General features: G+C 71.9%; 26 protein-coding genes. 12 read left to right on the top strand and 14 right to left on the bottom strand.

Features of this window, described 5'->3' with window-relative positions; all coding sequences use genetic code 11:
* Window positions 1-41: 41 nt before the first annotated feature.
* Together VF092_29585 and VF092_29580 are read right to left on the bottom strand one after the other, a co-directional pair.
* On the bottom strand, window positions 42-3680 hold the full coding sequence (locus VF092_29585; protein HEX6751481.1) for a PAS domain S-box protein: 3639 nt from the start codon (window positions 3678-3680) through the stop codon (window positions 42-44).
* 210 nt (window positions 3681-3890) lie between these two features.
* On the bottom strand, window positions 3891-5258 hold the full coding sequence (locus tag VF092_29580; GenBank protein HEX6751480.1) for a YhjD/YihY/BrkB family envelope integrity protein: 1368 nt from the start codon (window positions 5256-5258) through the stop codon (window positions 3891-3893).
* A gap of 134 nt (window positions 5259-5392) precedes the next feature.
* On the opposite strand from VF092_29580, the gene VF092_29575 reads away from it, so the two are divergent.
* A complete protein-coding gene (locus tag VF092_29575; protein HEX6751479.1) occupies window positions 5393-5857 on the top strand; it encodes an NUDIX domain-containing protein in 465 nt (154 codons plus the stop codon).
* Between the two features lie 213 nt (window positions 5858-6070).
* Here the strand turns inward: VF092_29575 and VF092_29570 are convergent, their stop codons facing one another.
* The gene (locus tag VF092_29570) at window positions 6071-7522 is read right to left on the bottom strand and encodes an ATP-binding protein (GenBank protein HEX6751478.1); all 1452 of its coding nucleotides are present in this window, start codon (window positions 7520-7522) and stop codon (window positions 6071-6073) included.
* Window positions 7519-8214: a response regulator transcription factor gene (locus tag VF092_29565; protein ID HEX6751477.1), complete on the bottom strand. Its 696-nt coding sequence runs from the start codon at window positions 8212-8214 to the stop codon at window positions 7519-7521. The genes VF092_29570 and VF092_29565 overlap by 4 nt, the downstream gene beginning before the upstream one ends.
* A 268-nt stretch (window positions 8215-8482) precedes the next feature.
* On the opposite strand from VF092_29565, the gene VF092_29560 reads away from it, so the two are divergent.
* The 3 genes from VF092_29560 to VF092_29550 all read left to right on the top strand — a co-directional run bounded on the left by VF092_29560 (window position 8483) and on the right by VF092_29550 (window position 11726).
* The gene (locus tag VF092_29560) at window positions 8483-10012 is read left to right on the top strand and encodes a trypsin-like peptidase domain-containing protein (GenBank protein HEX6751476.1); all 1530 of its coding nucleotides are present in this window, start codon (window positions 8483-8485) and stop codon (window positions 10010-10012) included.
* A gap of 341 nt (window positions 10013-10353) precedes the next feature.
* On the top strand, window positions 10354-10746 hold the full coding sequence (locus VF092_29555; protein ID HEX6751475.1) for a hypothetical protein: 393 nt from the start codon (window positions 10354-10356) through the stop codon (window positions 10744-10746).
* A gap of 116 nt (window positions 10747-10862) precedes the next feature.
* Complete coding sequence (locus VF092_29550) at window positions 10863-11726, top strand: deoxyribonuclease IV (GenBank protein HEX6751474.1); 864 nt, start codon at window positions 10863-10865, stop codon at window positions 11724-11726.
* A 261-nt stretch (window positions 11727-11987) separates the two neighbouring features.
* On the opposite strand, the gene VF092_29545 is transcribed toward VF092_29550, so the two are convergent.
* Window positions 11988-14096, bottom strand: a complete 2109-nt coding sequence (locus VF092_29545; GenBank protein HEX6751473.1) for a POTRA domain-containing protein — start codon at window positions 14094-14096, stop codon at window positions 11988-11990.
* 186 nt (window positions 14097-14282) lie between these two features.
* Between VF092_29545 and VF092_29540 the strand changes: the two genes are divergently transcribed.
* Entirely contained in the window at window positions 14283-14603 is a 321-nt protein-coding gene (locus tag VF092_29540) for a hypothetical protein (GenBank protein HEX6751472.1), read from the top strand.
* Window positions 14604-14679: 76 nt separating this feature from the next.
* Here the strand turns inward: VF092_29540 and VF092_29535 are convergent, their stop codons facing one another.
* Complete coding sequence (locus VF092_29535; GenBank protein HEX6751471.1) at window positions 14680-15621, bottom strand: NAD(P)-dependent oxidoreductase; 942 nt, start codon at window positions 15619-15621, stop codon at window positions 14680-14682.
* Window positions 15622-15883: 262 nt separating this feature from the next.
* On the opposite strand from VF092_29535, the gene rpsD reads away from it, so the two are divergent.
* The 3 genes from rpsD to VF092_29520 all read left to right on the top strand — a co-directional run bounded on the left by rpsD (window position 15884) and on the right by VF092_29520 (window position 17627).
* Entirely contained in the window at window positions 15884-16513 is a 630-nt protein-coding gene (gene rpsD / locus VF092_29530) for a 30S ribosomal protein S4 (GenBank protein ID HEX6751470.1), read from the top strand.
* A gap of 158 nt (window positions 16514-16671) precedes the next feature.
* On the top strand, window positions 16672-17142 hold the full coding sequence (locus tag VF092_29525) for an RNA polymerase sigma factor (protein HEX6751469.1): 471 nt from the start codon (window positions 16672-16674) through the stop codon (window positions 17140-17142).
* Between the two features lie 32 nt (window positions 17143-17174).
* Entirely contained in the window at window positions 17175-17627 is a 453-nt protein-coding gene (locus VF092_29520) for a type II toxin-antitoxin system VapC family toxin (GenBank protein HEX6751468.1), read from the top strand.
* 81 nt (window positions 17628-17708) lie between these two features.
* Here the strand turns inward: VF092_29520 and VF092_29515 are convergent, their stop codons facing one another.
* Window positions 17709-17912: a DUF542 domain-containing protein gene (locus VF092_29515; protein HEX6751467.1), complete on the bottom strand. Its 204-nt coding sequence runs from the start codon at window positions 17910-17912 to the stop codon at window positions 17709-17711.
* A 20-nt stretch (window positions 17913-17932) separates the two neighbouring features.
* Window positions 17933-18394: a cbb3-type cytochrome c oxidase subunit I gene (locus VF092_29510; protein HEX6751466.1), complete on the bottom strand. Its 462-nt coding sequence runs from the start codon at window positions 18392-18394 to the stop codon at window positions 17933-17935.
* 204 nt (window positions 18395-18598) lie between these two features.
* Here VF092_29510 and VF092_29505 point away from each other — a divergent pair, with 204 nt between their 5' ends.
* Window positions 18599-19543 carry a branched-chain amino acid transaminase gene (locus VF092_29505; GenBank protein ID HEX6751465.1) on the top strand — a complete coding sequence of 315 codons (945 nt, stop codon included), beginning with the start codon at window positions 18599-18601 and terminating at the stop codon, window positions 19541-19543.
* Window positions 19544-19640: 97 nt separating this feature from the next.
* Here the strand turns inward: VF092_29505 and VF092_29500 are convergent, their stop codons facing one another.
* From VF092_29500 to VF092_29480, 5 genes are all read right to left on the bottom strand, one after another.
* Window positions 19641-19967 (bottom strand): hypothetical protein, encoded by a 327-nt coding sequence (locus tag VF092_29500; GenBank protein HEX6751464.1) that lies wholly within the window; start codon window positions 19965-19967, stop codon window positions 19641-19643.
* A 277-nt stretch (window positions 19968-20244) separates the two neighbouring features.
* Window positions 20245-20583, bottom strand: a complete 339-nt coding sequence (locus VF092_29495) for a hypothetical protein (GenBank protein HEX6751463.1) — start codon at window positions 20581-20583, stop codon at window positions 20245-20247.
* 155 nt (window positions 20584-20738) lie between these two features.
* The gene (locus VF092_29490; GenBank protein HEX6751462.1) at window positions 20739-21977 is read right to left on the bottom strand and encodes an alpha/beta fold hydrolase; all 1239 of its coding nucleotides are present in this window, start codon (window positions 21975-21977) and stop codon (window positions 20739-20741) included.
* A gap of 71 nt (window positions 21978-22048) precedes the next feature.
* On the bottom strand, window positions 22049-22549 hold the full coding sequence (locus VF092_29485; protein ID HEX6751461.1) for a DUF2442 domain-containing protein: 501 nt from the start codon (window positions 22547-22549) through the stop codon (window positions 22049-22051).
* Window positions 22539-22772 carry a DUF4160 domain-containing protein gene (locus tag VF092_29480; GenBank protein ID HEX6751460.1) on the bottom strand — a complete coding sequence of 78 codons (234 nt, stop codon included), beginning with the start codon at window positions 22770-22772 and terminating at the stop codon, window positions 22539-22541. Before VF092_29480 ends, VF092_29485 begins: the two co-directional genes overlap by 11 nt.
* A gap of 278 nt (window positions 22773-23050) precedes the next feature.
* Between VF092_29480 and VF092_29475 the strand changes: the two genes are divergently transcribed.
* Window positions 23051-23707, top strand: a complete 657-nt coding sequence (locus VF092_29475) for a response regulator transcription factor (protein ID HEX6751459.1) — start codon at window positions 23051-23053, stop codon at window positions 23705-23707.
* On the top strand, window positions 23704-24111 hold the full coding sequence (locus VF092_29470) for a DUF2231 domain-containing protein (protein HEX6751458.1): 408 nt from the start codon (window positions 23704-23706) through the stop codon (window positions 24109-24111). Before VF092_29475 ends, VF092_29470 begins: the two co-directional genes overlap by 4 nt.
* Before the next feature lie 88 nt (window positions 24112-24199).
* On the opposite strand, the gene VF092_29465 is transcribed toward VF092_29470, so the two are convergent.
* Complete coding sequence (locus VF092_29465; protein ID HEX6751457.1) at window positions 24200-25915, bottom strand: 5'-nucleotidase C-terminal domain-containing protein; 1716 nt, start codon at window positions 25913-25915, stop codon at window positions 24200-24202.
* A 435-nt stretch (window positions 25916-26350) separates the two neighbouring features.
* Between VF092_29465 and VF092_29460 the strand changes: the two genes are divergently transcribed.
* Window positions 26351-26802 (top strand): hypothetical protein (locus tag VF092_29460; GenBank protein HEX6751456.1); only part of this gene is annotated, 452 nt, incomplete at its 3' end.

Genomic DNA, 26802 nt, shown 5'->3' with positions numbered 1-26802 from the left:
CAACTGCTGACCCTGCTGACTCTGCGTGAGACTTTTCTGTTTCAGTTCTTTCGCTCGCCGAGCGCGCTGGCGACGGCGGTGAGGAGCTGCTCGGCGGTGAAGGGCTTGCCCAGGAAGGCGGTGCCGGGGTCGAGCACGCCGTGGTGCTCCACCGCCTCCTCGTTGTAGCCGGAGATGTAGAGCACCGGCACGCCCGGCCGCGCCTCGCGCAGCCGCTGCGCCAGGCCGCGCCCGCCCAGCCGCGGCATCACCACGTCGGTCACCAGCAGGTCGATGCGCCCCGGGTGCCCGGCCGCGAGCCGCATCGCCTCCTCGCCGTCGGCCGCCGCGAGCACGGTGTAGCCGCCGCGCCGCAGCACGCGCACGGCCAGCCGCCGCACCGTCACCTCGTCCTCGGCCAGCAGCACCGTCCCCGACCCCTTCGCGGCGATCGCCGCCGCGACGGGCTCGGACGCGTCGGGCGCGGGGCCGTCGACCGGCGGGAGGTAGATGCGGATGGCGGTGCCGCGCCCCAGCTCCGAGTCGATCCACACGAAGCCGCCGCTCTGCTTGACGATGCCGTAGACGGTCGACAGCCCCAGCCCGGTGCCGCGCCCCGCCGGCTTGGTGGTGAAGAAGGGCTCGAAGGCGCGCTCGCGCGTCTCCGCGTCCATCCCCTGGCCGGTGTCGCTCACGCACAGCATCACGTACGCGCCGGGGACCACGTAGGGGAAGGCGCGCTTCATCTCCTCGTCCAGCACCGCGTTGCGCGTCTCCACCGTCAGCCGCCCGCCGGCCGGCATGGCGTCGCGCGCGTTGACGGCCAGGTTCAGGATCACCTGCTCGACCTGTCCCGGGTCGGCGCGCACCTGCCCCAGCTCGGGCTCCAGCCGCGTCTCCAGCTCCACGTCCTCGCCGATCAGGCGGCGCAGCATCCGCTCCATCTCGCGCACCACGCCGTTCAGGCCGAGGACGCGCGGCTGCAGCACCTGCCGGCGGCTGAAGGCGAGGAGCTGGCGAGTCAGCGTGGCCGCGCGGTCCGACGCCTTGCGGATCTCCTCCACGTCCTCGCGACGCGGGTCGCCGGGGGGGATGTCGAGCAGCAGCAGCTCGGCGTTGCCGCGGATGGCGGTGAGCAGGTTGTTGAAGTCGTGCGCCACCCCGCCGGCCAGGCGGCCCACGGCGTCCATCTTCTGCGCCTGCAGCAGCTGCTGCTGCGACGCGAGGAGCGCCTCCTCGGCCTCGCGCCGCTCGGTGACGTCGCGCGAGTTCACCACGATGCCCGCGACCGCCGGGTCGTGCAGGAGCGAGGTGGAGATGGCTTCGAGGGTGCGGTACGAGCCGCCCGCCGCGCGCAGGCGGAACTCCAGCCGCTGCGGCTGTCCCGGCGCGCGCATGGCGCGGTCGAACACCTCCAGCACGGCGGGGACGTCGTCGGGGTGGACGAGCTCGAAGAGGTAGGTGCCCGCCAGCTCGTGGCGGTCGTAGCCCAGCGCGCGCTCCACCGACGGGCTGGCGAAGCGCACGTCGCCGTCGCCCTCCAGCACGGTGATGATGTCGTGCGCGTTCTCGATCAGCGAGCGGAAGTGCCGCTCGCGCCGCCGGAGCGCCTCCTCGCTCTCGCGGCGCCCGGTGACGTCGCGGGCGTTGTAGACGATCCCGCTGACCGCCGGGTCGTCGAGCAGGTTGCGCGCGACCACCTCGACCACGCAGTAGCGCCCGGTGCGGTGGCGCAGGCGGAACTCGGTGTCGATGCTGGCGCCGGGCTCGCGCAGCAGCCGCTCGAAGTGCGCGCGCACCTCGGGGAGGTCGTCGGGGTGCACGCGGTCCAGCAGAGGCATCCGCGACCACTCGCGCGCGGTGAAGCCGGTCACCCGCTCGACCGCCGGCGAGGCGTAGCGGAAGGTGCCGTCCGCGTTGCCCACGGCCACCACCTCGCCCGAGGTCTCGATCAGCGCGCGGAAGTAGTCGCCGCTGCGGCGGAGCGCGGTCTCGGCCAGGCGCCGCTGGGTGACGTCGGTGATGAACCCCTCCAGCATCACCGGCGGCCCCGGCGCGGAGACGGCCACCCCGGTCTCGCGCATCCAGCGCTCGTGGCCGCCGCGCGTGACCAGCCGGTATTCCAGCTCGAACGGCTCCCCCTTCGCCACGGCTTCCTGCACCTCGTTCCACACCCGCTCGCGGTCGGCGGGGACGATCAGGTCGCCGTAGGCCGCCACGGCGTTGCCGACCAGCTCTTCCGGCGCGTAGCCGGTCAGCGCCAGCGCGCCCTCGCTGGCCAGCTCCATCGTCCAGCGCCGGTCGTTGCGGCAGCGGTACGCCATCCCCGGCAGGTTGCCCAGCAGCGTGGACAGCTCGCGCCGGCTTTCGCGCAGCCGTGCGGCGATCCGCTCGCGCTCCACCACCAGGCCCAGCTGCGTTCCCAGCGTGGCCAGCAGCTCGTCGAGCTCCGGGTCGGGCTGCTGGGGGTGGTCGGAGAAGAACTCGACCACGGCCACCACCTCGCCCTCGGCGCGGATGGGCCAGGCCACCGCGCCGCGCACGCCGGCCGACTCCGCCGCGCGGGCGAACCACGGCTCGGCCGCCACGTCTTCCACCCACAGCGCCGCGCCGCGCTCCGCCGCGCGGCCCGGCAGCCCCTGGCCCGGCGCGAAGCGCAGCGCCGCCGTGGCCGCCCGCAGCGCCGCGAAGCGCGCCTCATCGGCCAGGCGCCAGATGCCGCTGGACGCGAGCGCGCCGTCGCCGTCGCGCGTCCACACGTGGCCGGCGGGCCAGCCGGTGTGCCGGCAGAGCAGCTCCAGAGCCTCGCGCAGCACGCCCTCGAGCGTCGACGCGCGGTTGGCGGCGCCGGTGACGGCGCGCGTCAGCTCCAGCACGGCGGCGCGCCGTCGCTCGGCCTCGGCGGCGCGGCGGCGGTCGGTGACGTCTTCCACCATCGCCAGCGCGAACACCGGGCGGCCGCCGCGCCGGCGCACGGTCACCCGCACGCGCGCCCACGCCTCGCGCCCGCCGCGGCCGATCAGGCGCACGTCCTCGTCGCCCTCCACCTCGCGCGCCTCGGCGAGGGCGGCGCGGAGACCGGACGCGGCCTCGTCGTCTCCCGCGACGAAGCGCGCGAGGGGACGGCCGAAGAGCCGCGCGGGACGAATCCCCAGCATCATTGCCAGCGGCCGGTTCGCGCGCAGGATGCGGCCGCCCAGGTCGAGCACGGCCAGCCCCACGCCGGACGCCTCGAACATCGCGCGGAAGACGGCGTACCCCGGCCGCGACGACTTCCGGGCGGGCTCGGCGTCGGAGTTTTCGGTCGACGGGGAATAGGCGAGCGATGCCGCGTCGGCCAGCGCGGCGCGGTCCTCGGCCGTCCAGCGCCGCGTCCGCGTCCCCGCAACGCCGATGCATCCGCCCGCCAGCGGCACCGCGGCGAACGCCTTCAGCGGCGCGGCGCCTTCGTTCTTCGGGAGCGTCGCGGCGCAGGTCGGCTCGCCGCTCGTGGCTACGCGCGCGCAGAGGCGGGCCAGGAACGCGCGGGCTTCATCCCCCAGAACGACGCCGGGAGAATGGATCCGCAGCGCCTCGCCCTCTCCCGCGAATGCGACGGGAAGCGAGAGTGCACGGGCGGCCAGCCTTGCCGCGGCGAGCGGACGGTCGGCCGGCTGATCTTCCGGCGGAGATTCGACCTGGGAGAGGATATGATCGTCCACGAGCCATCAACCGTGCCGGCCACCGCAGTCGGCGATCATGAAAATGCGACGGCGCTTACGGCACGCGCCGGCGTCTGGACCAGCTGCCGCCGGCAAAGCGGATGGCTTCGCCGGCGGCCGGGGGTCATCGATATGGATCGAACATAACCCCGTCGTCACGCGAATTCAATTTTGTCCAACGACGCGCGGGCCGGCCGCGCCGCCGGCGGGTCAGCCGCGCTCCATCTCCGACGCCACCTCGCCGCCCAGCAGGATCACCGTCGACGTGTAGTACATCCACAGCAGCAGCACGATGATCCCGCCCAGCAGGCCGTACGTCTTGCTGTACGAGCCGAAGTTGGCCGCGTACAGGCGGAACCCGAGCGTTGCCAGCAGCCACAGCCCGGCGGCCAGGGCGCTGGCCTTCAGCAGCGTTCCCTTGTGCCGCCGCTGGTCGGCGCCGGGGAGCACGTAGTAGACGATCCAGAAGGCGCCGACCACCAGCGCCAGCCCCAGCGGCCACTGCAGGATCTTCCACGCCATCCCCAATCCCCACCCTTCGGCGATGGCGCCGCCGGCGAGCAGGACCACGCTCCCGGCGAGGAACAGCGCGCCGACGCCGACCAGCGTGCCCACCGCGACGGCGCGGCGCTTCACGAAGCCGCGCGTGGAGGTCACCCCCCAGGCGGCGTTCAGCGAGTCTTCCAGCGCGATGAACACGGCCGAGCCGGACCAGAGCGCCAGCAGCAGGCCGATGGAGAGGAGGCCGGGGTGGTCCTTGCGCACGACCTCGGTGACGAAGCCGTTCACCAGCGCGCCCGCCTCGGCCGGCAGGTTGGACTGGAGATTGGCGGTCACCGTGTCCGCCGTCCGGTCGCCGCCGAAGATCCCCGCCGCGCCGAACCCCGCCATCAGCAGCGGCGGCAGCGACATGAAGAAGTAGTACGCGACCTTGGCCGCCTGGTTGGAGACGTCGTCCTGCTTCATCTTGGCGCGGACGCGCTTCCACAGCGGCCACTCGCGAGGCGGTCCGTCCGCGCGGGTGGGGGAGGTGGCGCGATCTCCATCCCCCCGGACCGCTGTTCCTGGAGACGCGATCGCGCGCGGGGCGGGGGAGTGCGCGCGGGCGGCGGGAGGCGCTGCGCCGTCGCCGGTGAGCGTCTCCCTGAGCCCGGAGACTTCGTCGCGCGCCCAGCCGCCTGTCTCGCGCAGCGACTCCAGCGTCTCCGCGGGGGCGAGCCGGCGGGTGCGCGCGCGCCGCATCCCGATCGCGAGCATCGCGCCGCCGGCGGCGAGGAGCACGGCGGCGACGATCAGCGCGGAGAGCCAGTAGCGCCGCCCCATCGCGTCGCCCAGCCCGAAGACCAGCGCCTCGAGCAGGACGAGCGCGCCGAGCGCGGCCACGAAGCCGCCGGCGGCCACGCGCCCCGCGTCGGCGGCGAGCGCGCGGACGTTGCGGCGCAGCTCGGCGCGGGCCAGCGCCATCTCCTGCCGGATCAGCGCGGACGCGTCGGCGCTCAGGCGGCGGAAGAGCTCGCCCAGCGTGCGCGCCTCGTCGTCGGCGCGCGGCGGGGCGGGACGGGTGTCCGGCTCGGCCATAAGTTTGCGTGGTGCTGATCAGGAGAAGTCGAGCAAAACGCTGCGGCGCAAAAGAGATGCCCGTTGCCCGGCGGGTTTTTTCGTAGCAGATTGGAGCAGGTTTTCCGTCCGCGAACCGGCCGCCCGGAGGGTGGATGAGGAGGGTTTCACAGACAGCCGCGGGAATCGTGCTGTACCACGTCGCGGACGGCGGGCGGCGCTACCTGCTGGTGCGCTCGGCGCTCACGCGGCGGCCCATCTGGGAGTTTCCCAAGGGCGGGGTCGAGGCGGGCGAGACCGACGAGATCGCGGCCGAGCGCGAGCTGCAGGAGGAAGCCGGGATGCGGCAGAGCGACTACCGCGTGCTGCACGGCTTCCGCGAGGAGGAACGCTACGTCTTCACGCAGGGCAAGGGCGAGGAGCGCACGCTCATCGTCAAGCGCGTGGTGTACTTCCTGGCCGAGTCCAACACCGACGCCGTCACCATCAGCCACGAAGCCGAGGCGTTCCGCTGGGCGCCGTACGACGAGGCCCACCGCCTGCTGCGCTTTCCCGGCAAGCGGGCGGTGCTGGAGCGCGCCGAGGCCTTCCTCAACCGCGTCCCCGCCCCCGCCACCTGACCGTTCCCGCAGTACCTTCCCGCAAACAGAAGAAGACGAAGATTTGGTCGTGTTCCGCGTGATGCGCGGAGCCGGGCTTCGCGCGCGCCGCGGCTGCACGCCGCAACGCACGCGTGCTATCGAATACGGAAAAAGACTTGTCTCACGCAGAGCAGCAGAGGCAGCGGAGAACTCATCTCTGCTGCCTCTGCTGCTCTGCGTGAGACCTGCTGTTTACGCCGGCGTCTCCCGCGCCGGGAGGCGGACGGTAAAGGTGCTCCCCTGGCCGATGCGGCTGCGCGCGGCGAGCGTGCCACCGTGCTGCTCCGCGATCATCCGCGCGATCGCCAGCCCAAGCCCGGTGCCGCCGCTGCGCTCGCGGGCCGCGTCGGCGCGGTAGAAGCGGTCGAACACGCGCGGCAGCGCCTCGGGTGCGATGCCGACGCCGGTGTCCGTCACCGTCACCTCCACGCACCTGCGCGACCGCGGCACCGGCACCGGGAGCGGCGCCTGCCCGTCCTCGGCTGGCGGCGCGGGCGCGGCGGCCACCGGCTCGTCCACCATCCGCGCGGCGATGGTCACCGCGCCGCGCTCGGTGAACTTCACCGCGTTGGAGACGAGGTTGAGGAACAGCCGGCGGAGCGGCCCGGCCGCGCCCAGCACGGTCATGTGCTCGGCCGTCTCCAGCCGCACCTCGACCTCCTTCCCCATGGCCAGCGCCTCGCCGACGTCCTGCACGTCGCGCAGCACGGCGGCCACGTCCACCGGCTCCATCGCCGGCGCCACCGCCTGGTCGCCGCGCGCCAGGGTGAGCAGGTCCTCCACCAGCCGCAGCATCTGCTGCGTCTCGTCCAGCACCTCGCCCAGGGTCTCGCGCAGCTCCTCGGCGTCGCGCTCGCGGGTGAGCGCCACCTCGGCCGTGCCGCGGATGGCCGTGAGCGGGGTGCGCAGCTCGTGGCTGGCGTCGGCGGTGAAGCTGCGCAGCGTTTCCACCGCGCGCTGCAGCCGCGCCAGCATCTCGTTGAACGAACGCGACAGGTCGCGTAGCTCCGTGGGATGCTCCGGCTCTTCCACCCGCCGCCCCAGCGCGGCGATGCCGCCGATCTCCCGCGTGGCCGTCACCAGGCGGTTGAGCGGCTTGAGGATGCGGTTCGCGACGCTGTATCCCACCCCCGCCGCCGCCAGCGCGGTCACCGGGATCAGCAGCAGGGCGATGAAGGCGAAGGAGCGCAGCGCCCGCTTCTCCACCTCGCCGCTGCGGGCCACGAAGATCTGGACCACGTCGCCCGTCGCGAGCCGGCTGCGGCGGCGCAGCGCCTCCACCTCGCCTGGCGCGGGCGGCAGGCGCGTCTCTTCCACCGCGATGCGCGGGATGTTGGCGGGGAGGATGAGCTGCTCGGCCGCGGCGGCCGTCTCGCGCAGCGACTGCGTGCCCGTTCTGGCCAGCGTCTGCCGCAGGATCAGGTAGGTGGCGAAGGCGAAGAGCGCGAGGGCGATCAGCAGCACCGCCGAATAGCCGACCACGATCTCCCGCCGCAGCGACCACGCGCGCACACGCTTCCCCGTCCCCCCCGTCTGCGGCGACGGGGAGGGCGTCCCGCCCGTGCTCTCCGGCGGGCGCACGGCCGTCGCCGCGGCGGAGGGCGGCGCGCCGTTCAGCGTGGCCGGCGGCGGGGTGTGCGTCATTCCGCCGCCTCCACCCGCTCCTCGGGGTTGCGCACCACGTAGCCCACGCCGCGCACCGTCTGGATCAGCCCGCGGTCGCGGTCCTGCAGCTTGTTGCGCAGCGAGTTCACGCACACGTCCACGATGTTGGTGCCCGGGTCGAAGCGGATCCCCCAGACGTGCTCCATCAGCGTGGCACGGCTGAGCGGGCGGTCGGCGTTGCGCATCAGGAACTCCAGCAGCGCGAACTCCTTGGGCGTCAGCTCCACGTGCTGGCCGTCGCGCTTCACGTCGCGCGTGGCCGGGTCCATCTCCAGGTCGCCCACCCGCAGCGTGGCGGGCGCTCCCGTCCCCTGCGTGCGCCGCAGCAGCGCGCGCAGCCTGGCCGTCAGCTCGCTGAACTCGAAGGGCTTGGTCAGGTAGTCGTCGGCCCCCGAGTCCAGCCCCATTACCTTGTCCTCGGTGCGGTCGCGCGCGGTGAGGAGAAGGACGGGGAGGGCCACGCCGGCCTCGCGCAGGTCGCGCACCAGTGCGAACCCGTCGCGCCCGGGGATCATCACGTCCACCACTGCGCCGTCGAACCCCTGCTGCGTGGCGCGGTCAAACGCGGTGTCGCCGTCGCCGGCCACATCCACCACGTATCCCTCCTCGCGCAGCCCCTTCTGCAGGAACGACGCGATGCGCGGGTTGTCTTCTACGATCAGGATTCGCATGGAGAGCCGGGTGCGAAGGTGCGTAGGTGCGAAAGTTGGGAGATCCGGGTGCGTCGATCCCGATCGGGCCGGGCGGCGGAAACGCGCGCGGCGGCAGGGGAAAGATACACTCGCGCGGGCGATCCGGGGCCGCGGAACGGGAAGATTAACCGCGGCTAATCCACGTCTAACCGGTGCCTAATCGCCCCGCCGAACGCCCGTCGCGGCGATCGTGTAATCTTCCCCGACCAGACGGACGGACCCGAACAGGACCTGGGATAGAACTACCATGAACGCCAGACTTCGCAAGCTTGCCGTGCCCGGCCTGCTCGCCGCCGGGATCGGCGCCGGCGCCACCGTGGCCGGCGTGATGAAGGACCCCGTTCCCGACGCGCTGGCGCAGCAGGCCGCGCCCGCCGTGTACACTGCCAGCGCCGCCGCGCCCGGCTCGCCCGCGGCGCTCAGCAGCGCCTTCCGCGCCGCCAGCCACGCTGCGATGGACGCGGTGGTGCAGGTGCGGGTGCAGACCGCCGCCCGCACCGTGTCGCAGGGCGATCCCTACGGCGGCACCCCCTTCGAGGGGATGTTCGGCGGCGGGCAGATGCGCGTGCCGCCGCAGGCCGGCTCCGGCAGCGGCTTCATCATCTCCGCCGACGGCTACGTCGTCACCAACAACCACGTGGTCGACAACGCCAGTCGCGTGACGGTGGTGATGAACGACAAGCGCGAGTTCACCGCGCGCGTCGTGGGGCGCGACCCCAACACCGACATCGCCGTGCTGAAGATCGAGGGCCGCGGGCTGCCCACCGTCCGGCTCGGCGACAGCGACGGGCTCGACACGGGCGACTGGGTGCTGGCGCTCGGCTATCCCCTCGAGCTGGGGCAGACCACCACGGCGGGGATCGTGAGCGCCAAGGGGCGCAGCATCGGCATCATGAGCCGCGACGCCGAGTCCACCGGCGCCACCGCCCCGCTCGAGCACTACATCCAGACCGACGCCGCCATCAACCCCGGCAACTCGGGCGGCCCGCTGGTCGACCTGCAGGGGAGCGTGGTGGGCGTGAACAGCGCCATCGCCAGCCCCACCGGTTATTACTCGGGATACGGCTTCGCGGTGCCCATCAACCTGGCGCGGCGCGTGGCCGAGGACCTGATCCGCTACGGCGTGGTGCACCGCCCGATGATGGGCGTGCAGATCCGCGACGTGACCTCCGCCGACGCCGAGGTGTTCGGCCTTCCCTCGCCCGACGGCGCGGTGGTGGCCAGCGAGCCCAGCGGCGCGGCGCGGCAGGCCGGGCTGCGGATGGGCGACGTGATCGTGGCGCTGGACGGCCGCGCGGTACGCAACCGCGGCGACCTGATGGAGACGGTGATGCGCAAGGAGCCGGGCGACGAGATCCGGGTCGACTACGTCCGCTACGGCGCCCGCCGCTCGGCCACCCTGCGGCTGACGCAGATGGACCTGCGCCCGGCGCGCGACGACGCGCAGAAGATGGCGTCGGCGGCCGACGCCGACCGCGACGCGGTGACCGACCGCGTGGGCGTGGCGGTGACGCAGCTCACCCCGTCGATCGCGCAGCAGCTGCGGCTGCAGGGCGCGCAGGGCGTGGTGGTGACGGGGGTGGACCGGATGGGCCCCGCCGCCGGCCAGCTGGTGCGCGGGATGGTGATCGAGCGCGTCAACGGCCGCGAGGTCGGCAGCGTGGCCGAGTGGCGGCAGGCGATCTCCGCCCTGCGCCCGGGGCAGGTGGTGTCCATCACCGCCCGCCTCCCCGAGGACGGCGGGGAGACGATCGTCAACTTCCGCGCGCGGAGCTGACCATGGCGAACGCGTCGCGGCGCGGGATCATCCTGGTGAGCGGCGGCTGATCGCACGACGTCAGCAGGAGATCCGGAGAGGATAGAGGCGGGGGCCGGGAGCGAATCCCGGCCCCCGTCGTCTGTTTACAGATCGCACTTTCGCCGGCGAGAATCGTTGCAGCGACCTGCAACGATTCGTTGCGCTCCGCAACGGCGGCGATCCGTCTCTCAAATCGCAAGTCGTTGCGCCGCATTAGGATCGCGATCCGGCCGAATCTGGTCCCCTCCATGCCCTTTCTCCGGGCACCGGCGCGGCATCGTTCCTCCTCCGCCGCGCGACCCTCGGAAGCGAGCAACTTCATGTTCGAATCTCCCGTCCGCGGCCCGCGCGCGCCGCGGAACCGCGACGGCGCGGCCACCACGCTGAGCCGCGACTTCGGCCGGGCGCTGCGGGCGGCCATGCGCGCGCACGTGGTGGCGCTGGGCGGCGTGCCGATGACCTACCAGCTCGGCGCGCTGACCGTGCAGCCGCTCGGCCCGCGCATCCGCGTGGACGGCGAGGCGCAGTCGTGCACCGTGACCGCGCTCTTCCCGGGCGTAAAGGTGCGCTCCTTCTCCAACTCGCCGGGGGGATGGTTCGCGCAGCAGCCGGCGCCGGGCTACCGCGTCGACGGCACCGCCGTGGTCTGCACCACCGGCGCCGACGCGCGCGAGGAGATGGCGTCCGGCGCAACCTCACTCGTGCTGCTCTGATCCCCGACGCCGCGACCGCGCGGACGGGGACGCAGGGCGATTGACAGGGGCGTGTGCTCCGTCTACCTTCGCCCCGTTCCCCTGATCCCGATCCCCGCGGTCCGAGCGAGTCCGACGTGCTTCTGCTGGGCGCACACGTATCCACCGCCGGCGGGTGCCGCAACGCCCCGCAGCGCGGCGCCGACATCGGCGCCACCGCCATCCAGATCTTCACCAAGCAGCCCAACCGCTGGGCCGAGGTCGTGCTCGCCGACGAGGAGTGCGACCTGTACCGCGGCGCCGTGCACACCCACGGCGTGGCGTACGCCGTCGCGCACGACAGCTACCTGATCAACCTGGCCACCCCCGACCCCGTGCTCCGCGACCGCTCGCTGGCGGCGTTTCGCGGCGAGCTGCGGCGCGCCGCGCGCCTCGGCCTGGACGCGCTGGTGACGCATCCCGGCAACGCGACCGACGGCGACGTGACGCGCGGGCTCTGGCAGAACGCGGAGCTGATCGAGCAGGCGATGGAGGAGGAGGGCGGCACCGTGGAGGTGCTGCTGGAGACCACCGCCGGCTCGGGGAAGGTCCTCGGCTCGACCTTCGAGCAGCTGCGGCAGATGATCGACCGCATCTCGCCCGCGCAGCAGTCGCGGGTCGGCGTGTGCCTGGACACCTGCCACGTCTACGCGGCGGGGTACGACCTGCGCGAGGACTACGAGGGGGTGGTCGCGCGCTTCGCGGACGTGATCGGGCTGGAGCGGCTGCGGCTCTTCCACCTGAACGACTCGATGACGCCCTTCGCCAGCAAGCGCGACCGCCACGCGGCGATCGGCGAGGGCTCGCTGGGCGACGAGCCGTTCCGCCGGCTGATGAACGACGAGCGCTTCGCCGCCGTCCCCAGGGTGCTGGAGACGCCCAAGGAGCTCCCCGAGGACCCCAAGGACCAGGTCACGATGGATCGTCGCAACCTGGCCCGGCTGCGCTCGTTCGTGGAATAGACTGAAGGAGAAAGGCTCTCACAGAGGGCACAGAGGTCACGGAGAAATGGCGGCTCCCGCATCACGCGGGGGCCGCTTGTTCATGGAGGATTCACGAAAAAAGAAGCCTCACGCGGAGGCGCGGAGACGCGGAGAAAACCCGCGGACGCGCAGTCCGCGGAGGCAGACTTCGTGTAGTTGTAGCCGCGAGTTCACTCGCATACCCCACCCTGTCCGCCGCCCACAGGTCGCCGCCCACAGGTCCGCCGCCCCGCAGGGAGATCAGAACGCGCCGCCCATGGTGAGCTGGAGCTGGATGCGGCGGCGGAACGCGGTCCAACCGGTGGCGCCGCCGTACGGGTCGTAGACGGCGTTGCCGAGGAAGATCACGCCGCTCCCGCCCGGATCGGGCGCGAACAGCGGATAGCGCCGCGCGCGCGACGGATCGTACGCCGCGTCGACGCGCACGGCACCGAACGCCGTCACCACCTGCATGCCGACGCCGGGCGTGACCAGCGACTCCGTCCGCGCCACCTCCGCCGGCGTGCCCGCGAGCGGCGACGCGCGCACCGCGCCGAAGTCCACGAACGCCGCTAGCATCAGCCTCCGCGCCGCCCACAGCCGTGCCTCGGCGCTGGTCTCCAGCACGGCCGTTCCGCCGGTCGACCGCAACCCCACGCTGTCGTCGCCGACGGTGATGCCGTCGCAGGCGCCCGTCGCCAGCGTGCAGCCGGCGGGGAGGCGCGTGGTATCCGCCAGCAGCAGCTTGGGGCCGAGCAGGTTGACCGGGACGCCGCGCACTCCCTGCGGCCCGCCGCCGTACAGCCGCAGGTGCGGCGGGAGCGATCCGTTGCCGCCGGCGATTACGCCGATGCGCACGCGCGCCGCCAGCTCCGCGCGCGGCCCGATCCGCCGCGCCACGTTCCCCTGCGCCACGGCGCGCGCGTACTGCACGTCCGACCCCGCCGCGTCCGACGCGCCCGACAGCGCCAGCCGCGCACCGTAGAACCAGAGCGGCGCAGCCACCTCCCACGCGGGCCCCTCCACCGGCCCGAGCGCCGCCCGGCGCGCGGAGGGCGGCTGCCACGACAGCGTCAATTCCGCGGGGATGATCGTCGTCGGCGCCGTCAGCCGGTCCAGCGGCGCGCCGGCGCACGCGCCGTAGACGCCGCAGAAGAACACCTCGTCCGCCTCGCTGTTGCCGCGCTCCGGCGCCACCCCCGCGATCACGTCCACCCCCGTGGCCACGTGGCGCGCGAGGGCGACGCGGCCGCTGACGCCGCGCCGGGCGTACGCGCGCGGCGACGATTCGCGGCGGACGGCGGCGTTCAGCAAAAGCCACGTCTCCGCGCCGACCGGCTCGCGCCAGTCGCCGCTCACGAACCAGTCGGGCTGTGAGAACTCGCCCCCCGCGCCGCCGGTGCACGGGAAGCCGCGCAGCTGCGAGCTGAGCAGGTTCGATCCCCCCGCCGTCAGCGTGATCACCCGCGGCGCGCCGAACGCGTAGCGCGTGGACGCGAACCCCTGCGCGCCCAGGCAGGTGCTCGACGACGCGATCCCCTCCAGCTGGAAGGCGCCCACGCGCGTCGGCGTCACCCCGATGCGCAGGTTCACCGACGTATCGCCCGCCGCGCCCGCCACCGGCTCGACCCGCGCCTCCTGCACGATGGGGAGCGCGTAGAGCCGCTCCTGCGTCCGCCGCACCTTCGCGGGGCTGAAGCGCTCCCCCGGCCGGTACGCCAGCCGCGAGGTCACGTCCCGCTCGCGGAGCGGCGGCTCGGGGTTCACCGTCGTCGCGCCGAACACCGCGATGGGCCCGGGGACGACGGTCAGCACCACGTCGGCCAGGCGCGCCGCGCGGTCCACGCTCCCCGACGCCTCCACCGTGGCGAAGGCGTGGCCGCGCTCCGCCGCCGCGTTGGCCAGCCGCCGCTCCGACGCCTCGAGCAGGGGGATGGCGTACGGATCCCCCGTCCGCAGGAGGAGATCCGGCTGCGCGATCGTCGGCTGGATCGTCTCGAATCCCCGCACCGCGATGGAGCGGACGCGGACGGGCTGCCCCTCGTCCACCGCGAACGTCACCCGGACGCCGCTGCCGGACGGGGTGATCGAAGGCGTGGTGCGCGCCTCCAGGTATCCCCAGGCGGCGTAGAGCGAGTCGATCCGCTCGGCGTCCTGCCGCACCTGGATGGTGTCCAGCGCCGCGCGCGTGCGCGATCCCCCGATCCCCAGCGCGCACGCGGGGGCCAGGAAGACGGAGCGGCAGCGCGGCTCCGGCGTGCGGACGACCGCGCGCACCATGCGCTCGCCAAGCGCGTGCGCGCCGCGGACGTCCACGTCACGCACCTGCACCGTCTGCGCGGCCAGCGGCGAGGCAGCAATCAGCAGCAACGGCGCGAGGATCGGTGTGACCGAAAGTCGCATCGGATCGACGGATCAGGCCTGGGACGTGCGCCGGAGGGCGTCGCCGTCCGCCGCGTGCACGCTCCGGGCCGTTCGCGGGGCACCTGCGCACCGGCGGCGGTGTACGCGAAGACCTCGCATCATCCCGAAGAACTCACGCACCGCCCGCATCAGATGGAAGAGAAGAAGCTGATCCCCGATTCGCACTACGAAGAGCGGCGGATTACGCCGAAGCGGCGGCAGGGCGTGCTCCCCAGCGCGGGAATCTGGCTGCTGGACGGGCGCTACCGCGTGGCCGAGTACGGCAGCGAGGCCGAGGCGCGCCTGCGCGGGCGCGACGCGCTGCTCGTGGCCAGCCTGGTGTTCGACGGCTCGCACGCCGAGCGCCCCGTCCGCGGCGACGTGTCGCTCGCGCCGTACCCCGCGCCCGCGCTCCCCGAACTCGGCAAGCAGCGCGCGGTGGAGACCCTCGGCTGGGCTCCCGCCAGCAACTGACTGAGGAGATGAAGATACGGCGAACCCGCCGGTGCGATCCGCGCCGGCGGGTTCGTCGCGTCCGGGGGGATGGCGATCAGCCGCCGTTGTGCTGCGGCTGGCGCAGGCTTTCGGCCACGAGGCGCCACCCCACGCGCGCGTCGGACACGCGCGGCGTCCACCCCGTGGCGGCCTTGAAGCGCGCGTTGGAGACGCGCTGGCTGCGCGCCATGAACCCGGCCTCGCGCCCGCCGGCCAGCTTCAGCAGCCACACCGGCGGGCGCACGACGAACGGCCGCCCCGCCGCCTCGGCCACCGTCTTCGCCAGCTCGCGGCGGGTGAGCGGCTCGTCGTCGACCACGTCGTACACGCCGGCCGGCGCGGCGCGCAGCGCGGAAACGACCGCCTCGGCCGCGTCGTCCACCCAGATCGCGGGATAGTACGCGTCGCCCGAGCCGGCCAGGATGGCCGCGCCGCGCCGGGCGAGCGCCAGCGTATCGAGCGTGGACTCGGCCTCGGGGCCGTAGAAGTAGCCCATCCGCAGCACGATCCCGCGCCCGCCCGCGGCGGTGAAGCGCCGCACCTGCGTCTCGGCCTCAAGCGTGGAGCCCAGCATCCCCTCGGCCTCCACGCTGCCGCTCTCCGCGTCGATCCACTCGCCGCCGCCGTCGGCGTAGACGAAGCAGATGCCGGGGTAGATGAACGTGCCCGCGCCCGCCGCGATGGCCGCGTCCACCAGGTTGCGCGCGCCCTCGGTGCGGATGCGGTGGTTCTCCGCCCACGCCTCGGGATGACGTGCCCGGCTGCGCGGCGGGATGCGCGTGGCCAGGTGCAGCACGGCGCCCGCGCCCTCGACGGCCGCGACGAGCGACGCGGCGTCGAACAGGTCGCCGCGCACGGGCTCGGCGCCGAGGCGGCGCAGCATCTCGTCGTTGGAATCGGAACGGGCCAGCGCGCGCACGGTGTGCCCCTGCCGCTTGAGCAGGCGAACGACCGGCCGCCCCAGAACGCCCGTGGCGCCGGTGACGAAGATCTCCATCTCCACGATTTCCGTCGGGGTGGGTAGATGGAGATGAAGTATCCGTGCCGGGGACATACGGGGCAAGTTCGTGCAAGATATTTCCTGTATCCGGCGATCGAATTGCACGCCTCCCGGCCCCGGACCCCTCGGCAGGATGCGGCGGGAAGGGGGCCGAAGGCTCCGCTTCGCGGTCGATCGATGCACTGCCGGACGCGCGGGAGCACGGTTTGCAGGAGAGCGCGCGAGCCGTGCAGCATCGAACCGGAACCGAGGACACGAGATGGTGGCGAAGCGAGGGCCGCGCCTGAAGGCCGTGCGCCGGCTGGGGACGCCGCTCCCCGGCCTGACCCGCAAGGAGAGCGACAAGAAGCCGTATCCGCCGGGCCAGCACGGGCCCACCGGCGGCGGCGGGCGCGGGCGCCGCAAGCAGAGCGAGTACGGGCGCCAGCTGATGGAAAAGCAGAAGCTGCGCCTGAACTACGGCGTCAGCGAGCGGCAGCTGCGCAACTACATGGCGCAGGCTGTCCGCCAGGGCGGAAAGACCGGTGAGGCGCTGCTGGCGCTGCTGGAGCGGCGGCTCGACAACGTCGTGTTCCGCCTGGGGCTGGCGCCCACCATTCCCGCCGCGCGGCAGCTGGTGGCGCACGGCCACGTTCGCGTGGACGGCCGCCGCGTGGACCGCCCCGCGATGCTGGTGAACGTCGGCCAGCGGATCACCATGTCCGACCGCGGCAAGAACATGCCCGAGGTGGTGAACTCGGTGGAGCACGGGCCGCAGGTGCGCCTTCCCGGCTACTTGGCCATCGACCCGGCCGACAAGTTCGGCGGCCGCGTCATCGCCCTCCCCATGCGCTCCGACGTCCCCGTGATCGTGGACGACGCAGCAGTGGTGGAGTTCTACGCTCGATAGTGTTGATTGCTGAGTGCCGGGGGAGGGCGATATGTCCCAAGGGGATGGAATCGCCCCCCAGCGCAGTATCAGCCATCTCTGATCGGTTGTCTTCCACCTGCTCGCCTTTGTACATACATTTCGTTTCATCGTATGCACACCGAGGGGAGAGAACCGTCATGTCCGGACAGAAGCGCTCGCCAAGGAGCGGTGCCGCGGGGTCAGGCGCGACCGCAGAGCTTCCCAGAAAGAAAAACTTCCGTCTTCATCAGTCGAAGATCGACCGGGCTATGAAGGTGCTCGGCACGCGTACCGAGACCGAAACGATCGAGCAGGCCCTCGACCTGGTCACGTTTGGCGATGCCGTCATCGAGGGGATTGAGGCGATGTACGGTTCCGGGCTGCAGAATGTCATCGACGAGCCACCTGAGGAGCAGCCGCAGAAAAGCGAGATCGGCGTCGAACTCGAGCAGGCAATCGGAAAGCTCAGCCCCGCGTATCGGCAAGCGATCATCCTTCGCCACATCCATGACTTGCCGTACGAGCAGATCGCAGAGCTGATGGCGCTTCCGGTGGGTACTGTCAAAACCTACGTCCACCGTGGGCGCAGGGAGTTGCATGAGATGCTGGAGCACGTGACCGCATCATGACCTGAGTTCAGTCAGCGAGCACCCGTGGCCAGATGCGCAAGTACGTCGTCGATACCAACCTGTACGTCCATGCCGCGCGCGATCTTGCCTGGAAGGCTTCTTTCCAGACGTTCGTGCGGGCGAACAGGCCTCATCTGTTTCTGCATTCGACGGTTGCCAGCGAACTGCTGGCAGGCGCGATAACGCCCGCGCTGAAGCGCGATACGCATCGGAACCTGATCGCGCCGTTCGAGAGCACGGGTCGGGTGATCACACCGACGCACGAGGCATGGAAGCGAGCGGGCGAGATCGTGGCGGACCTCGTGCGCGCGAAGGTATTCAGCCCTGGTGGAATCCCGCGCTCGTTCCTCAACGACTGTGTGATCGCGGCGTCCGCGCGTTACAGTGGCTTTACCCTGATCACCGACAACGCCAGGGACTTCCAGATTATCCGTACGGTCGCGCCGTTCGAGTTTGTGCGCGCGTGGCCGGAGACCACCACATAGCACGACGAGAGAGCGGATTGAATGCGGGCGCGTGGCAGAGCCGTGCTTCACCACGCGTCTCCGCTGTAGGAAAAGTCTACGTTACTCCTCTGTCTCCGCCGCGTCCCTCAGCTCCGCCAGCAGCTCGTCCAAGTCCAGCCCGTGGCGCTCGGCCACCTCGGCCAGCGGTTTGGCGCCGCCGCAGCACGAGTCGATGCCCCGGGCGCCGAACACGCGCAGGGTGGCGGGGAACTGCGCGGCCGCCTCGTTGACGGTCGTCTCGGGGGTGATGGTCGTAGTCTGCATCTCGTCTCCTCGATTCGGGTTCAGGCGCTCTTCCGCGCCGCGGCGGGTGCGCGCTCCAGCGTGGGGAGCGCGCCCGCGCGGCGCTTCGGCTCGTCGAGCGTGCGCCACAGGTTGTAGATGAAGAAGAAGGCGCCCGCCGCGCTCAGCGTTCCGCCCACGCCCAGCAGCGCCGGGCCCGCGCGCCACAGGTGCACGCGCAGGATGAAGCCCGCCACCATCCCCGCGAGCCCCGCGTTGGCGATCCACACGTGCAGGTTCGCCAGGCGGCGGCTGTGCAGCGGGTGGCCGGTGAAGCGCGGGATCACGTGGTACGCCACGCCGAAGATCATCATGCTCACGAAGCCGAGCAGGTTGGCGTGCAGGTGCGCGGGCCGGTACGCCACCGCGGCGGGCTGCAGCGCCATCCACACCCCGATCACCACCCCGCACCCCAGCCAGAGCAGGCTGGCGCGGATGAACCTGCGGACGAACGGATCCAGCATCTCTCCCCCATCGATCGAAAACGGGCGCGGCGGTACGCCGGCACGTCAACGATCGCATGGGTCCCCGAGCATCGCGAGGGAGAATCTCCCCTCCTGGTGTGGGGTAACCGACCTTGCGGGCGCGGTGGTTGCGGGATACAACATGTGCGTTCTTTTTCCAGCGCACACCCATCGGACCCGGTGAACCGGGGAAGGGATTCATAGATGAGCACAGCCAACGGACCCACGCGGCTGATCTGGCGCGACGGGCAGCTCGTGGACTGGCGCGAGGCCACGATCCACGTGATGAGCCACGTGGCCCACTACGGCTCGTGCGTGTTCGAGGGGATCCGCTGCTACGAGACGCCCGACGGACCCGCCATCTTCCGCCTGCACGACCACGTGCGCCGGCTGATCGACAGCGCCAAGATCTACCGCATCCCCTGCGCGCACACGCTGGAGACGCTGGCCGATGCCTGCGTGGAGGTGGTGGCGGCCAACGGCGTGCAGCACTGCTACCTGCGCCCGCTGATCGCCCGCACCGGCGAGCAGATGGGGATCATGGCCGACGACCGGTTCGTGGAAACCTTCATCGTCGCCTGGATCTGGGGGACGTACCTGGGCGAGGGCGCGCTGGAGAACGGCGTCGACGCCTGCATCAGCAGCTGGCGGCGCGCGGCGCCCGACACCTTCCCCTCGCTGGGGAAGGCCGGCGGCGCGTACCTGAACTCGCAGCTGGCCAAGATGGAGGCCCGGGACCGCGGCTTCGCCGAGGCCATCATGCTCGACACCTACGGCTACGTGGCCGAGGGGACGGGGCAGAACCTGTTCGTGGTGCGCGACGACGTGCTGTTCACGCCGCCGATCTCGGCCAACATCCTGGCCGGCATCACCCGCGACAGCGTGATCCGCATCGCCAGGGACCTGGGATACGAGGTGCGCGAGGAGAACCTGCCGCGCGAGTTCGTCTACATCGCCGACGAGGCGTTCTTCACCGGCACCGCCGCCGAGCTCACGCCGCTGCGCTCGGTGGACCGCGTGCCCATCGGCCAGGGGCGCCGCGGCCCCATCACCGCCGAGATCCAGGACCGCTTCCTGGGCCTCTGCCGCGGCGAGCTCCCGGACACCTACGGCTGGCTCACGCACGTCCCCGCGCACGCCGGCGTCTGATCGGCGGCACGGATGAACGAACGCCGCGGCGGCAGAATTCACTGCCGCCGCGGCGTCGCGCGTTCAGGTCAGGAGAGCCTTCCGCGCGGCCGTTCCGCTAGGCTCCGCCTTCCGGCACGGTCGCCTGCGCCGCGCACGGCTGGCAGGTCGCGGCTTGGGTAACCTTGCAGTTCGCCTGACCGGCGCATGTGTAGCCGCCGTTGAACGTATAGCATCCCGCCTCGAAATTGCAGGTAGCCAGACCCTCGCAGGTGTGCCACCCAGCGCCGGTCTGGATGGCGGCGTCAGCCTCGTCCATCGCGGCGAACGGGTCGAGCGGGTTTCCGAACATGTTCGCGAGCACGGTTCCAACGGAGCCGCGCGCAGGGAGGGTCTCGAACGACTCGACCTTCAGCGCGTCGACTCTCAGCTCCAGCTTGCGCATGACAGCCTTCCTTGCAATGGAGCGAGCGGGTGTATCGCGTATCGGCGGGGAGCACCGTACGCGGTGGGTGAAGCCGAGGACGCGTCCATCAGAAAGCGTCGCAAAAAACGTGCTACTGGAACGGCCTGTGGGGTGCGCTGCGAATCGGTCACACCTCTCCAGATGTTTCCTCCGCGACCGTTGTCTCCACGAGATCAAAACAGCGCCGCGGCGGCAGATTCACCGCCGCCGCGGCGTTGCGCGCTCAGGCCACGAGGTGCCTTTCGCGGCCGTTCCGCTAAGCCCCGCTTTCCGGTTCCGTCCCCGCGGGGCATGGGATGCAGGTTGGGCAGTCGGTTGCGCTGCTGCAATGCGGACTGACGCACGTGTAGCCGTCGTTCCACGTATAGCATCCGGTCTCCAGATTGCAGGTAGCCAGGCCCTCGCAGGTATGCCACTGCTGGCAGGTCTTGGCAGTGGTTGCAGGGGCGGCGCCCACGACCACGTTCATCGCATCGAACAGATCGAACGGCTTTCCAAGCATGTTCGCGAACACGGTTCCCACGGAGCCGCGCGAAGGGAGGGTTTCGAACGACTCTACCCTCAGTTCGTCGACTCTCAGTTCGAGCTTGCGCATGACAGCCTCCCTTTGCAACAGAGCGAGTGGGGGGCGTATTGCGTACCGACGGGGAGCGCCCGTACGCGGTGGGGGTGAATCGAGGACGCGTCCGCCATAAAGCGTCGCAAAAAGCATACTGCACGAAACGGCCTGCGTGGTGCGTTGCGAATCGATCACGCCTCTCCGGGCGTTTCCTCCGCCGCCCTCGTCTCCACGAACACGCCGGCGGTGAGGGTGCGGTGGACGGGGCACTTGTCGGCGATCTCCAGCAGCCGCGCGCGCTGCTCGGCGCTCAGCTCGCCCTCGATCTCCAGCACGCGCTCGATGCGGTCCATGCGCGCCTCGCGGTGGGCGCACTGCTCCTCGTCGATGCCGTGCACCTTGCCGTGCTCCAGCCGCACGGTCACCTCCTCCAGCGGCCACCCCTTCCGCGCCGCGTACGCCTGCAGCGTCATCCCCGTGCACGTGCCCAGCGCGGCGACCAGGTAGTCGTACGGCGTCGGCGCCGCGTCGGACCCACCCACCGCGACGGGCTCGTCGCTCACGAACACGTGGCGGCCGGCGGAGATCTCGGTGCGGAACGACGAGCCGCGCGTCACCGTCACCACGCGTCCCGCCTCCGCCAGCTCGTCCACCGTGGGCCCGGGGGGATCGGGCATCCAGCGCGATGCCCACGCCGCGATCACGCGCCCGGCGTACTGCGCGTCCTCCTTCTTCGTCAGCAGGTGGTCGGCGTCGTCGAGGGAGACGAACGACTTGGGATGCCTCGCGGCGGACCAGATCTTCGTCGCGTTGTCGATCCCCACCGTTGGGTCGCGCGGGGAATGGAGGATGAGCAGGGGGATGCGGAGCGCGTGGATGCGCTCGGCCATCTTCGCCCCGCGCAGGTCGTCCAGCAGCTCGCGGGTGACGCGGAAGGGGCGGCCGCCGAGTTGGACCGTCGCCTCGCCCGTGCGCTCGATCTCTTCCAGCGACTCGGCGAAGAGGTTGGTGGCGTGCCAGGGATCGAACGGCGAGGCCACGGTGGCGATCGCGGCCAGCGGCTCGATCCCCGCCGCCGCGGCCAGCGCCGCCGTGCCGCCCAGCGAGTGCCCGACGAGCAGGCGCACGGGAAAGCCGCGGCCGGCCATCCACGCCGCCGCGGCCTGCAGGTCCTCGACGCAGGAGGAGAAGTGCGCCTGCGCGAACTCGCCCTCGCTCTCGCCCAGCCCGGTGAAGTCGAAGCGCAGCACGGCCAGCCGCTCGCGGGCCAGCGCGCGCGCCATCTGCACCACGGCGGTGAGCGTGCTGGCGCAGGTGAAGCAGTGGGCGATGACGGCGCCGCCCACCGCCTCGCCGTCGGGCGGCATCTCCAGGCGGCCGGAAAGCGTCTGCCCGGCCGGGCCGGGAAAGGTGACGGGGATCGAGTGCATGGGCGGTCGGAGCGTGGATGTCGTCGGGGCCTGCGCGAACGTTGGATGCCGCGCGGTTACGCCCGCACGCCCTACGCCACCGCCCGCCGCCGCGGAAACGACTGCCGGCCCGCCGGCTCCGCCTCGTCGTCGGCGGACGGCGCCGGATGCTTGCGCGGCCGCCCGCCCTTGCGCCCGTTCTCGCGCGCCGCCCGCGCCTTCTCGGGCGACGTGGCGCGGCCGCCTTCGCGTGCCATCTCGCTGCGCAGCTCGAGCATCCACGCCGCGCTGCCGAAGATCCCCTTGACCAGCGGAGCCACGCCGAGATCCACGTCCAACTCCTCCCAGTGCAGCGCGCGCCCGCCCGCCTGCACCTCGACGGCGGCAAGCTGCTCGGACGAGGCGCCCTCCAGCCCCTGCCCGAACCGGGCGGGGAACGCGAACGAGCAGCCGTTGGTCAGCTCCATCACCACGCGCCCCGAGCCAGCGTCGTAGCGGGCGGATGCGGCGCGCGGCTCGGTGCGGTCGGCCTCGCGTCCGCGCTTGATGGCCGCGCGGATCTCGCGGTCGGTGACCTTCGCTTCAGCCGCCATGGATCTCCCTCCACTTGCGCAGGAACGGAATCTGGTTCGCGGCGACGATGTCGATCGCCCGCCGCACGTCCTTCGGCTTCATGTCGTACGCCACCCGCAACCCGAGCGACCGGATCTCGATCTTCGCCAGCCCCTCGGCGCGGTACACGTGCACGTGCGCCGGCTCGTGGTCGTTGGGCCAGATGTGCACCACGAACCCGTTCTGACCGAAGATTCTTACCATAGATACCGAACCTGTTGGGTTTTGTAAAGGGGTCTGTCCAGAGAAGGAGGATCGAAGCTCACGAGGGGTGTCCGTACCGTCAACCGACAGAGATGTCCGGCCGTTTTGCGCCCGCCGTGGGCGATGTCGCGTCGGGGAGCGGCCTTACACGCGGAGTGGGTAGATGCCCGACCCCGGTTCCGCCGAAATCCCGGCATGCGTGCCGCGCGGCGGGGGCCATCTTTCGTCCCGGAATCCCGGGCGCGCACACCCGCGCAGCACCGAACAGGGGGGACACGATGGCTACGATCCGGGTGCTCCTGGTGGACGACCACGCGGTGATGCGCGCGGGGCTGCGCGCGCTGCTGGCGTCCGAGCAGGGAATCGAAGTGGTGGGCGAGGCGTCCACCGGCGAGGAGGCGGTGGAGCTGGCCGAGTGCCTGCGGCCGGACGTGGCCGTGATGGACCTGTCGATGCCCGGCATCGGCGGGCTGGCGGCCACCCGGCAGATCACCGCGAAGCAGCTGCCCACGCGCGTGCTGGTGCTGACGCTGCACGGCGAGAGCGAGTTCCTGCTGCCGCTGCTGGAGGCGGGCGGCGCGGGTTACGTCACCAAGAGCAGCGCCGACCGCGACCTGGTGGAGGGGATCCGCGTGGTGGCGCGCGGCGACGTCTACCTCGACCCCGGCGCCGCGCGGCTGCTGGTGAAGAACTTCCGCGAGCCGCACGACGCCGGCCGCGAGGCGCCGCTCGCCCGCCTGTCCGCGCGCGAGCGCGAGGTGCTGGCGCTGACCGCCGAGGGCTACAGCAGCGCGGAGATCGGCGTGCGGCTGGGGATCAGCGGGAAGACGGTGGAGACGTACCGCGAGCGGCTGATGGACAAGCTCGGCCTGCACCATCGCAGCGAGCTGGTGCGCCTGGCGCTCCGCGAAGGCTTGCTGGTCGCCGCGGCGTGAGCGTGCCGGGGCACCTCTTTCTCGCGCACTTTCCCGTCGCGCTGATCGTGACGGGCGCGGCGGCGGACGCGATCGGCGCCGCAACCGCGAAGCAGGGCCTCCGCCGCGCGGCGGGGGCCCTGCTCGTGCTCGGTGCGGCCACCTCTATGCTCACCTTTCTCACCGGGGGCGCCGCACTCCAGGCGATCTATCCTCGCGTGTCTCCTGGCGATCCACGCATCGAGGTGCACGCGCAGTGGGGCGGCGCGGGGGTGTGGGCGCTGGCCGCCGCCGGTGCGCTCCGCGGACTCTGGCGCGACCGGCTGCGAGGGCCGCACCGCTGGATTCTGCTCGCAGCGGCGATCGCGTCCGCCGTGCTCGTCATCGCCATCGCCTTCTCCGGCGCGGCGTTGTCGCACGGCTGACGGGCGGCGACTGATCATCCCCACAAATGAGAAGCCTCGCGGCGCGCGCGAGGCTTCTCTTCATCTCCATACTGATGAGAATCGTGGCCTACCGGGCCTGCGCCCCCTCGTTCCGCTGCTCGACCGCCGCACGGTCGGCGAGCGCGGCGGGGATGATCTCCCAGTTCTTCCGGAACACGTCGGCGGGGGAGATGCGGCCGCGGCGCTGGATCTCGGCGATCAGCAGGTCGCGGATCGACTCGCCGCGATCGTAGACGACGGACGCGCCGATCAGCATCGAGAAGCCGCCGCTCCCGCTCGCGCGGTAATTGTTGAGCGCCAGGGTGAAGCTGTCCGCCGCCGCCACCGCGCGCCCGTTCCGCTCCAGCCGCACCACGCGCCGGCCAATCGGCTGCGTCAGGTCCAGCGTGTAGTCGACCCCGCTCACCACGTCGAAGTTGTAGCCGGGCACCGCCGGGTTCGTCACGCGCTCGCACCGCGCGGCGGGGCAGGGGAGATAGTATTCCGCGCTCTTCTCCAGGTACGCGCGCAGCTGTGCGCCCGAGATGCGGATCGCCTTGAGCGTGTTGTCGTAGACGTACAATCCCGCCACGTCGGCCACGGTGACCGGCCCGCGCGGGATGCGCGAGGTGAGCGTGAACGCCGCGGTGGAGGCCAGGTCCGCGCCGGTGACCCGCATCTCCACCTCGTTGATCAGGTCGGTGATGGGCATGTCGCGCGTCCGCGCCATCTGCGACGTCCACTCGTCGCTCGAGACGCCGATCTGCCGCGCGACGTATGCCCGCGTGCGCTCGTGCGCCGTGGCGAGCGCCGCCTCCAGCCGCGCGTCCGTCCGCCCCTCCACCGGCCGCAGGATCTCGCCGCGCCTGGAGGCGATGCGCCAGCGGCCGTCCGCGCCCGTCTCCAGCCGCAGCGTGGCGACGGCGAGCGAGGCGCCCCAGTTCTTCGCCTGCAGCACCAGCACGCCGTTGATGGTGGTGTCGGCCACCTCGCGGTGCGTGTGCCCCATGAAGATCACGTCGATGCCGAGGACCTCGTGCGCCATCGCCGCGGCGGCGTTCTCGGCGGGGACGTGCGTGGTGGCGGTGTCGTAGCTCGACCCCTCCAGCCCGCTGTGCGCGGCGACGAGCACGAGGTCGGCGCCCTCCGCGCGCATCCGCGCCACGACGGGACGCACGCTGGCCACCATGTCGCGGAAGTCCAGCCGCCCGCGCACGTTGTCGCGGTCCCAGATCGCCACCCCCGGCGGCGTCACCGAGGTGATCCCGATCTTCACGCGCCGCCCGCCGACGGTACGCTCGACGAACGCGTACGGCCGGAACGCGTGCGCCTCCGTTCCCGCGCGGAAGACGTTGGCCGACAGCCAGGGAAACCGCGCCTGCGCCACTGCGGTCTCCAGGTGCGGGATCCCGTAGTTGAACTCGTGGTTCCCGATCGCCGCCGCGTCGTAGCCGACGAGGTTCATCGCCGCCACCAGCGGATGCGTCTCCCCCGCCTGCAGCCGCGAGTACACGAAGTCGAGCGGGTTGCCCTGCAGCAGGTCGCCGGACTCGACCAGCACGGTGCGCCCGGGGTTCGCCGCGCGTACGCTGTCGATCATGGGCACGAGCGAGGCGAGCGAGTTGTTGGTGCGCTTGCCCGTGTAGTAGTCGTACGGCAGCAGCCAGCCGTGCAGGTCGGTGGTCCCCATCAGCACCAGCGTGCCGCCCGCCTGCGTCTGCGCCGATCCCGCCGGCGGCGCCTGGACGGCGGGCGTGCAGGCGGCCAGCAGGAGCAGAGCGGCGGCATTCGAGCGAAACTTCATCGTCATCCGGATGTCGAGGGTTGAAGGCCGCGCCTGTTACCCGTGTCTCCCGTGCGTGCTCCGCCGATCTTGGAACGGCGGGGTTTGGGCGTGTTGGGCGCCGAGACGCCCAAACGGGCTGCGCGCGGTAGGCAACGATACTACTGTTGCCAACCGCGCCGGGCCGCCGCCGCGCCGAGCATCCCCGCGCGACGCGACGACGGAGCACGCGCGGCGCCGTCCCGGCCCTCCGGGCGCGCATCCCTCACGCAAGGTGCGCGCACTCAGCATCAGTGTTCGCACTTTCGCACTTTCGCACTCACGCACTTACGCACTTACGCACTCACGCACTCCTCATCCTGCCCCACTTTGCGCCCGCCGCGGTACAACCCTTAGCTTTTCCGCGGACCGTCGCTTCCGATCACGGTCCGCGAACCCGAGCCCAACCGACCCGAGATGACCCAGCTCCCGTGGCGCCGCCTGGCGGCCGTGCTCGTGCCGCTCGCGCTGGCGGCGTACGCCCGCCCCGCGCGCGCGCAGGTCACGGACAGCCTGCGCCTGCGCGAGCGCCAGCAGCAGCCGCTGGTGCCCGACACCGCGGCCGCCACGCGCCGCCGCGCCGCCGCGGCCGACACCACGCAGCAGCGCTACCGCGTGTCGCCCAGGGGCGCGTTCCTGCGCTCGCTGGTGATCCCGGGGTGGGGACAGTCGTCCATCGGCGCGCCGGGGCGCGGCGCGGTGTACTTCGCGCTCGAGTCGGGGAGCCTGTGGATGGTCTACAAGTCCAACCAGAAGCTGCAGGAGGCCAAGGAGCTCGAGGCCACCCGCCACGAGCAGGGGCTGCTGGAGCCCGACCGCACCCTCCCGCTGGTGCGCGCCCGCCGCAACGAGCGCGAAGACTGGATCAC

Origin of the sequence: Longimicrobium sp. (genome assembly GCA_036377595.1) — a bacterium.
Classification (GTDB): Bacteria; Gemmatimonadota; Gemmatimonadetes; order Longimicrobiales; family Longimicrobiaceae; genus Longimicrobium.
The sequence above is the reverse complement of the archived record's forward strand: the minus strand, read 5'-3'. Positions and strand labels throughout refer to the sequence as shown.

What these genes read in the sequence shown, in the direction of transcription:
- VF092_29485 (HEX6751461.1), bottom strand. Translation starts at nt 22,549, where the DNA reads ATGGCGGCTGAAGCGAAGGTCACCGACCGCGAGATCCGCGCGGCCATC.
- VF092_29520 (HEX6751468.1), top strand. Translation starts at nt 17,175, where the DNA reads ATGCGCAAGTACGTCGTCGATACCAACCTGTACGTCCATGCCGCGCGC.
- VF092_29500 (HEX6751464.1), bottom strand. Translation starts at nt 19,967, where the DNA reads ATGCGCAAGCTGGAGCTGAGAGTCGACGCGCTGAAGGTCGAGTCGTTC.
- VF092_29580 (HEX6751480.1), bottom strand. Translation starts at nt 5,258, where the DNA reads ATGGCCGAGCCGGACACCCGTCCCGCCCCGCCGCGCGCCGACGACGAG.
- VF092_29510 (HEX6751466.1), bottom strand. Translation starts at nt 18,394, where the DNA reads ATGCTGGATCCGTTCGTCCGCAGGTTCATCCGCGCCAGCCTGCTCTGG.
- VF092_29505 (HEX6751465.1), top strand. Translation starts at nt 18,599, where the DNA reads ATGAGCACAGCCAACGGACCCACGCGGCTGATCTGGCGCGACGGGCAG.
- VF092_29540 (HEX6751472.1), top strand. Translation starts at nt 14,283, where the DNA reads ATGGAAGAGAAGAAGCTGATCCCCGATTCGCACTACGAAGAGCGGCGG.
- VF092_29465 (HEX6751457.1), bottom strand. Translation starts at nt 25,915, where the DNA reads ATGAAGTTTCGCTCGAATGCCGCCGCTCTGCTCCTGCTGGCCGCCTGC.
- VF092_29475 (HEX6751459.1), top strand. Translation starts at nt 23,051, where the DNA reads ATGGCTACGATCCGGGTGCTCCTGGTGGACGACCACGCGGTGATGCGC.
- VF092_29575 (HEX6751479.1), top strand. Translation starts at nt 5,393, where the DNA reads ATGAGGAGGGTTTCACAGACAGCCGCGGGAATCGTGCTGTACCACGTC.
- rpsD (HEX6751470.1), top strand. Translation starts at nt 15,884, where the DNA reads ATGGTGGCGAAGCGAGGGCCGCGCCTGAAGGCCGTGCGCCGGCTGGGG.
- VF092_29525 (HEX6751469.1), top strand. Translation starts at nt 16,672, where the DNA reads ATGTCCGGACAGAAGCGCTCGCCAAGGAGCGGTGCCGCGGGGTCAGGC.
- VF092_29560 (HEX6751476.1), top strand. Translation starts at nt 8,483, where the DNA reads ATGAACGCCAGACTTCGCAAGCTTGCCGTGCCCGGCCTGCTCGCCGCC.
- VF092_29570 (HEX6751478.1), bottom strand. Translation starts at nt 7,522, where the DNA reads ATGACGCACACCCCGCCGCCGGCCACGCTGAACGGCGCGCCGCCCTCC.
- VF092_29495 (HEX6751463.1), bottom strand. Translation starts at nt 20,583, where the DNA reads ATGCGCAAGCTCGAACTGAGAGTCGACGAACTGAGGGTAGAGTCGTTC.
- VF092_29555 (HEX6751475.1), top strand. Translation starts at nt 10,354, where the DNA reads ATGTTCGAATCTCCCGTCCGCGGCCCGCGCGCGCCGCGGAACCGCGAC.
- VF092_29490 (HEX6751462.1), bottom strand. Translation starts at nt 21,977, where the DNA reads ATGCACTCGATCCCCGTCACCTTTCCCGGCCCGGCCGGGCAGACGCTT.
- VF092_29565 (HEX6751477.1), bottom strand. Translation starts at nt 8,214, where the DNA reads ATGCGAATCCTGATCGTAGAAGACAACCCGCGCATCGCGTCGTTCCTG.
- VF092_29535 (HEX6751471.1), bottom strand. Translation starts at nt 15,621, where the DNA reads ATGGAGATCTTCGTCACCGGCGCCACGGGCGTTCTGGGGCGGCCGGTC.
- VF092_29480 (HEX6751460.1), bottom strand. Translation starts at nt 22,772, where the DNA reads ATGGTAAGAATCTTCGGTCAGAACGGGTTCGTGGTGCACATCTGGCCC.
- VF092_29515 (HEX6751467.1), bottom strand. Translation starts at nt 17,912, where the DNA reads ATGCAGACTACGACCATCACCCCCGAGACGACCGTCAACGAGGCGGCC.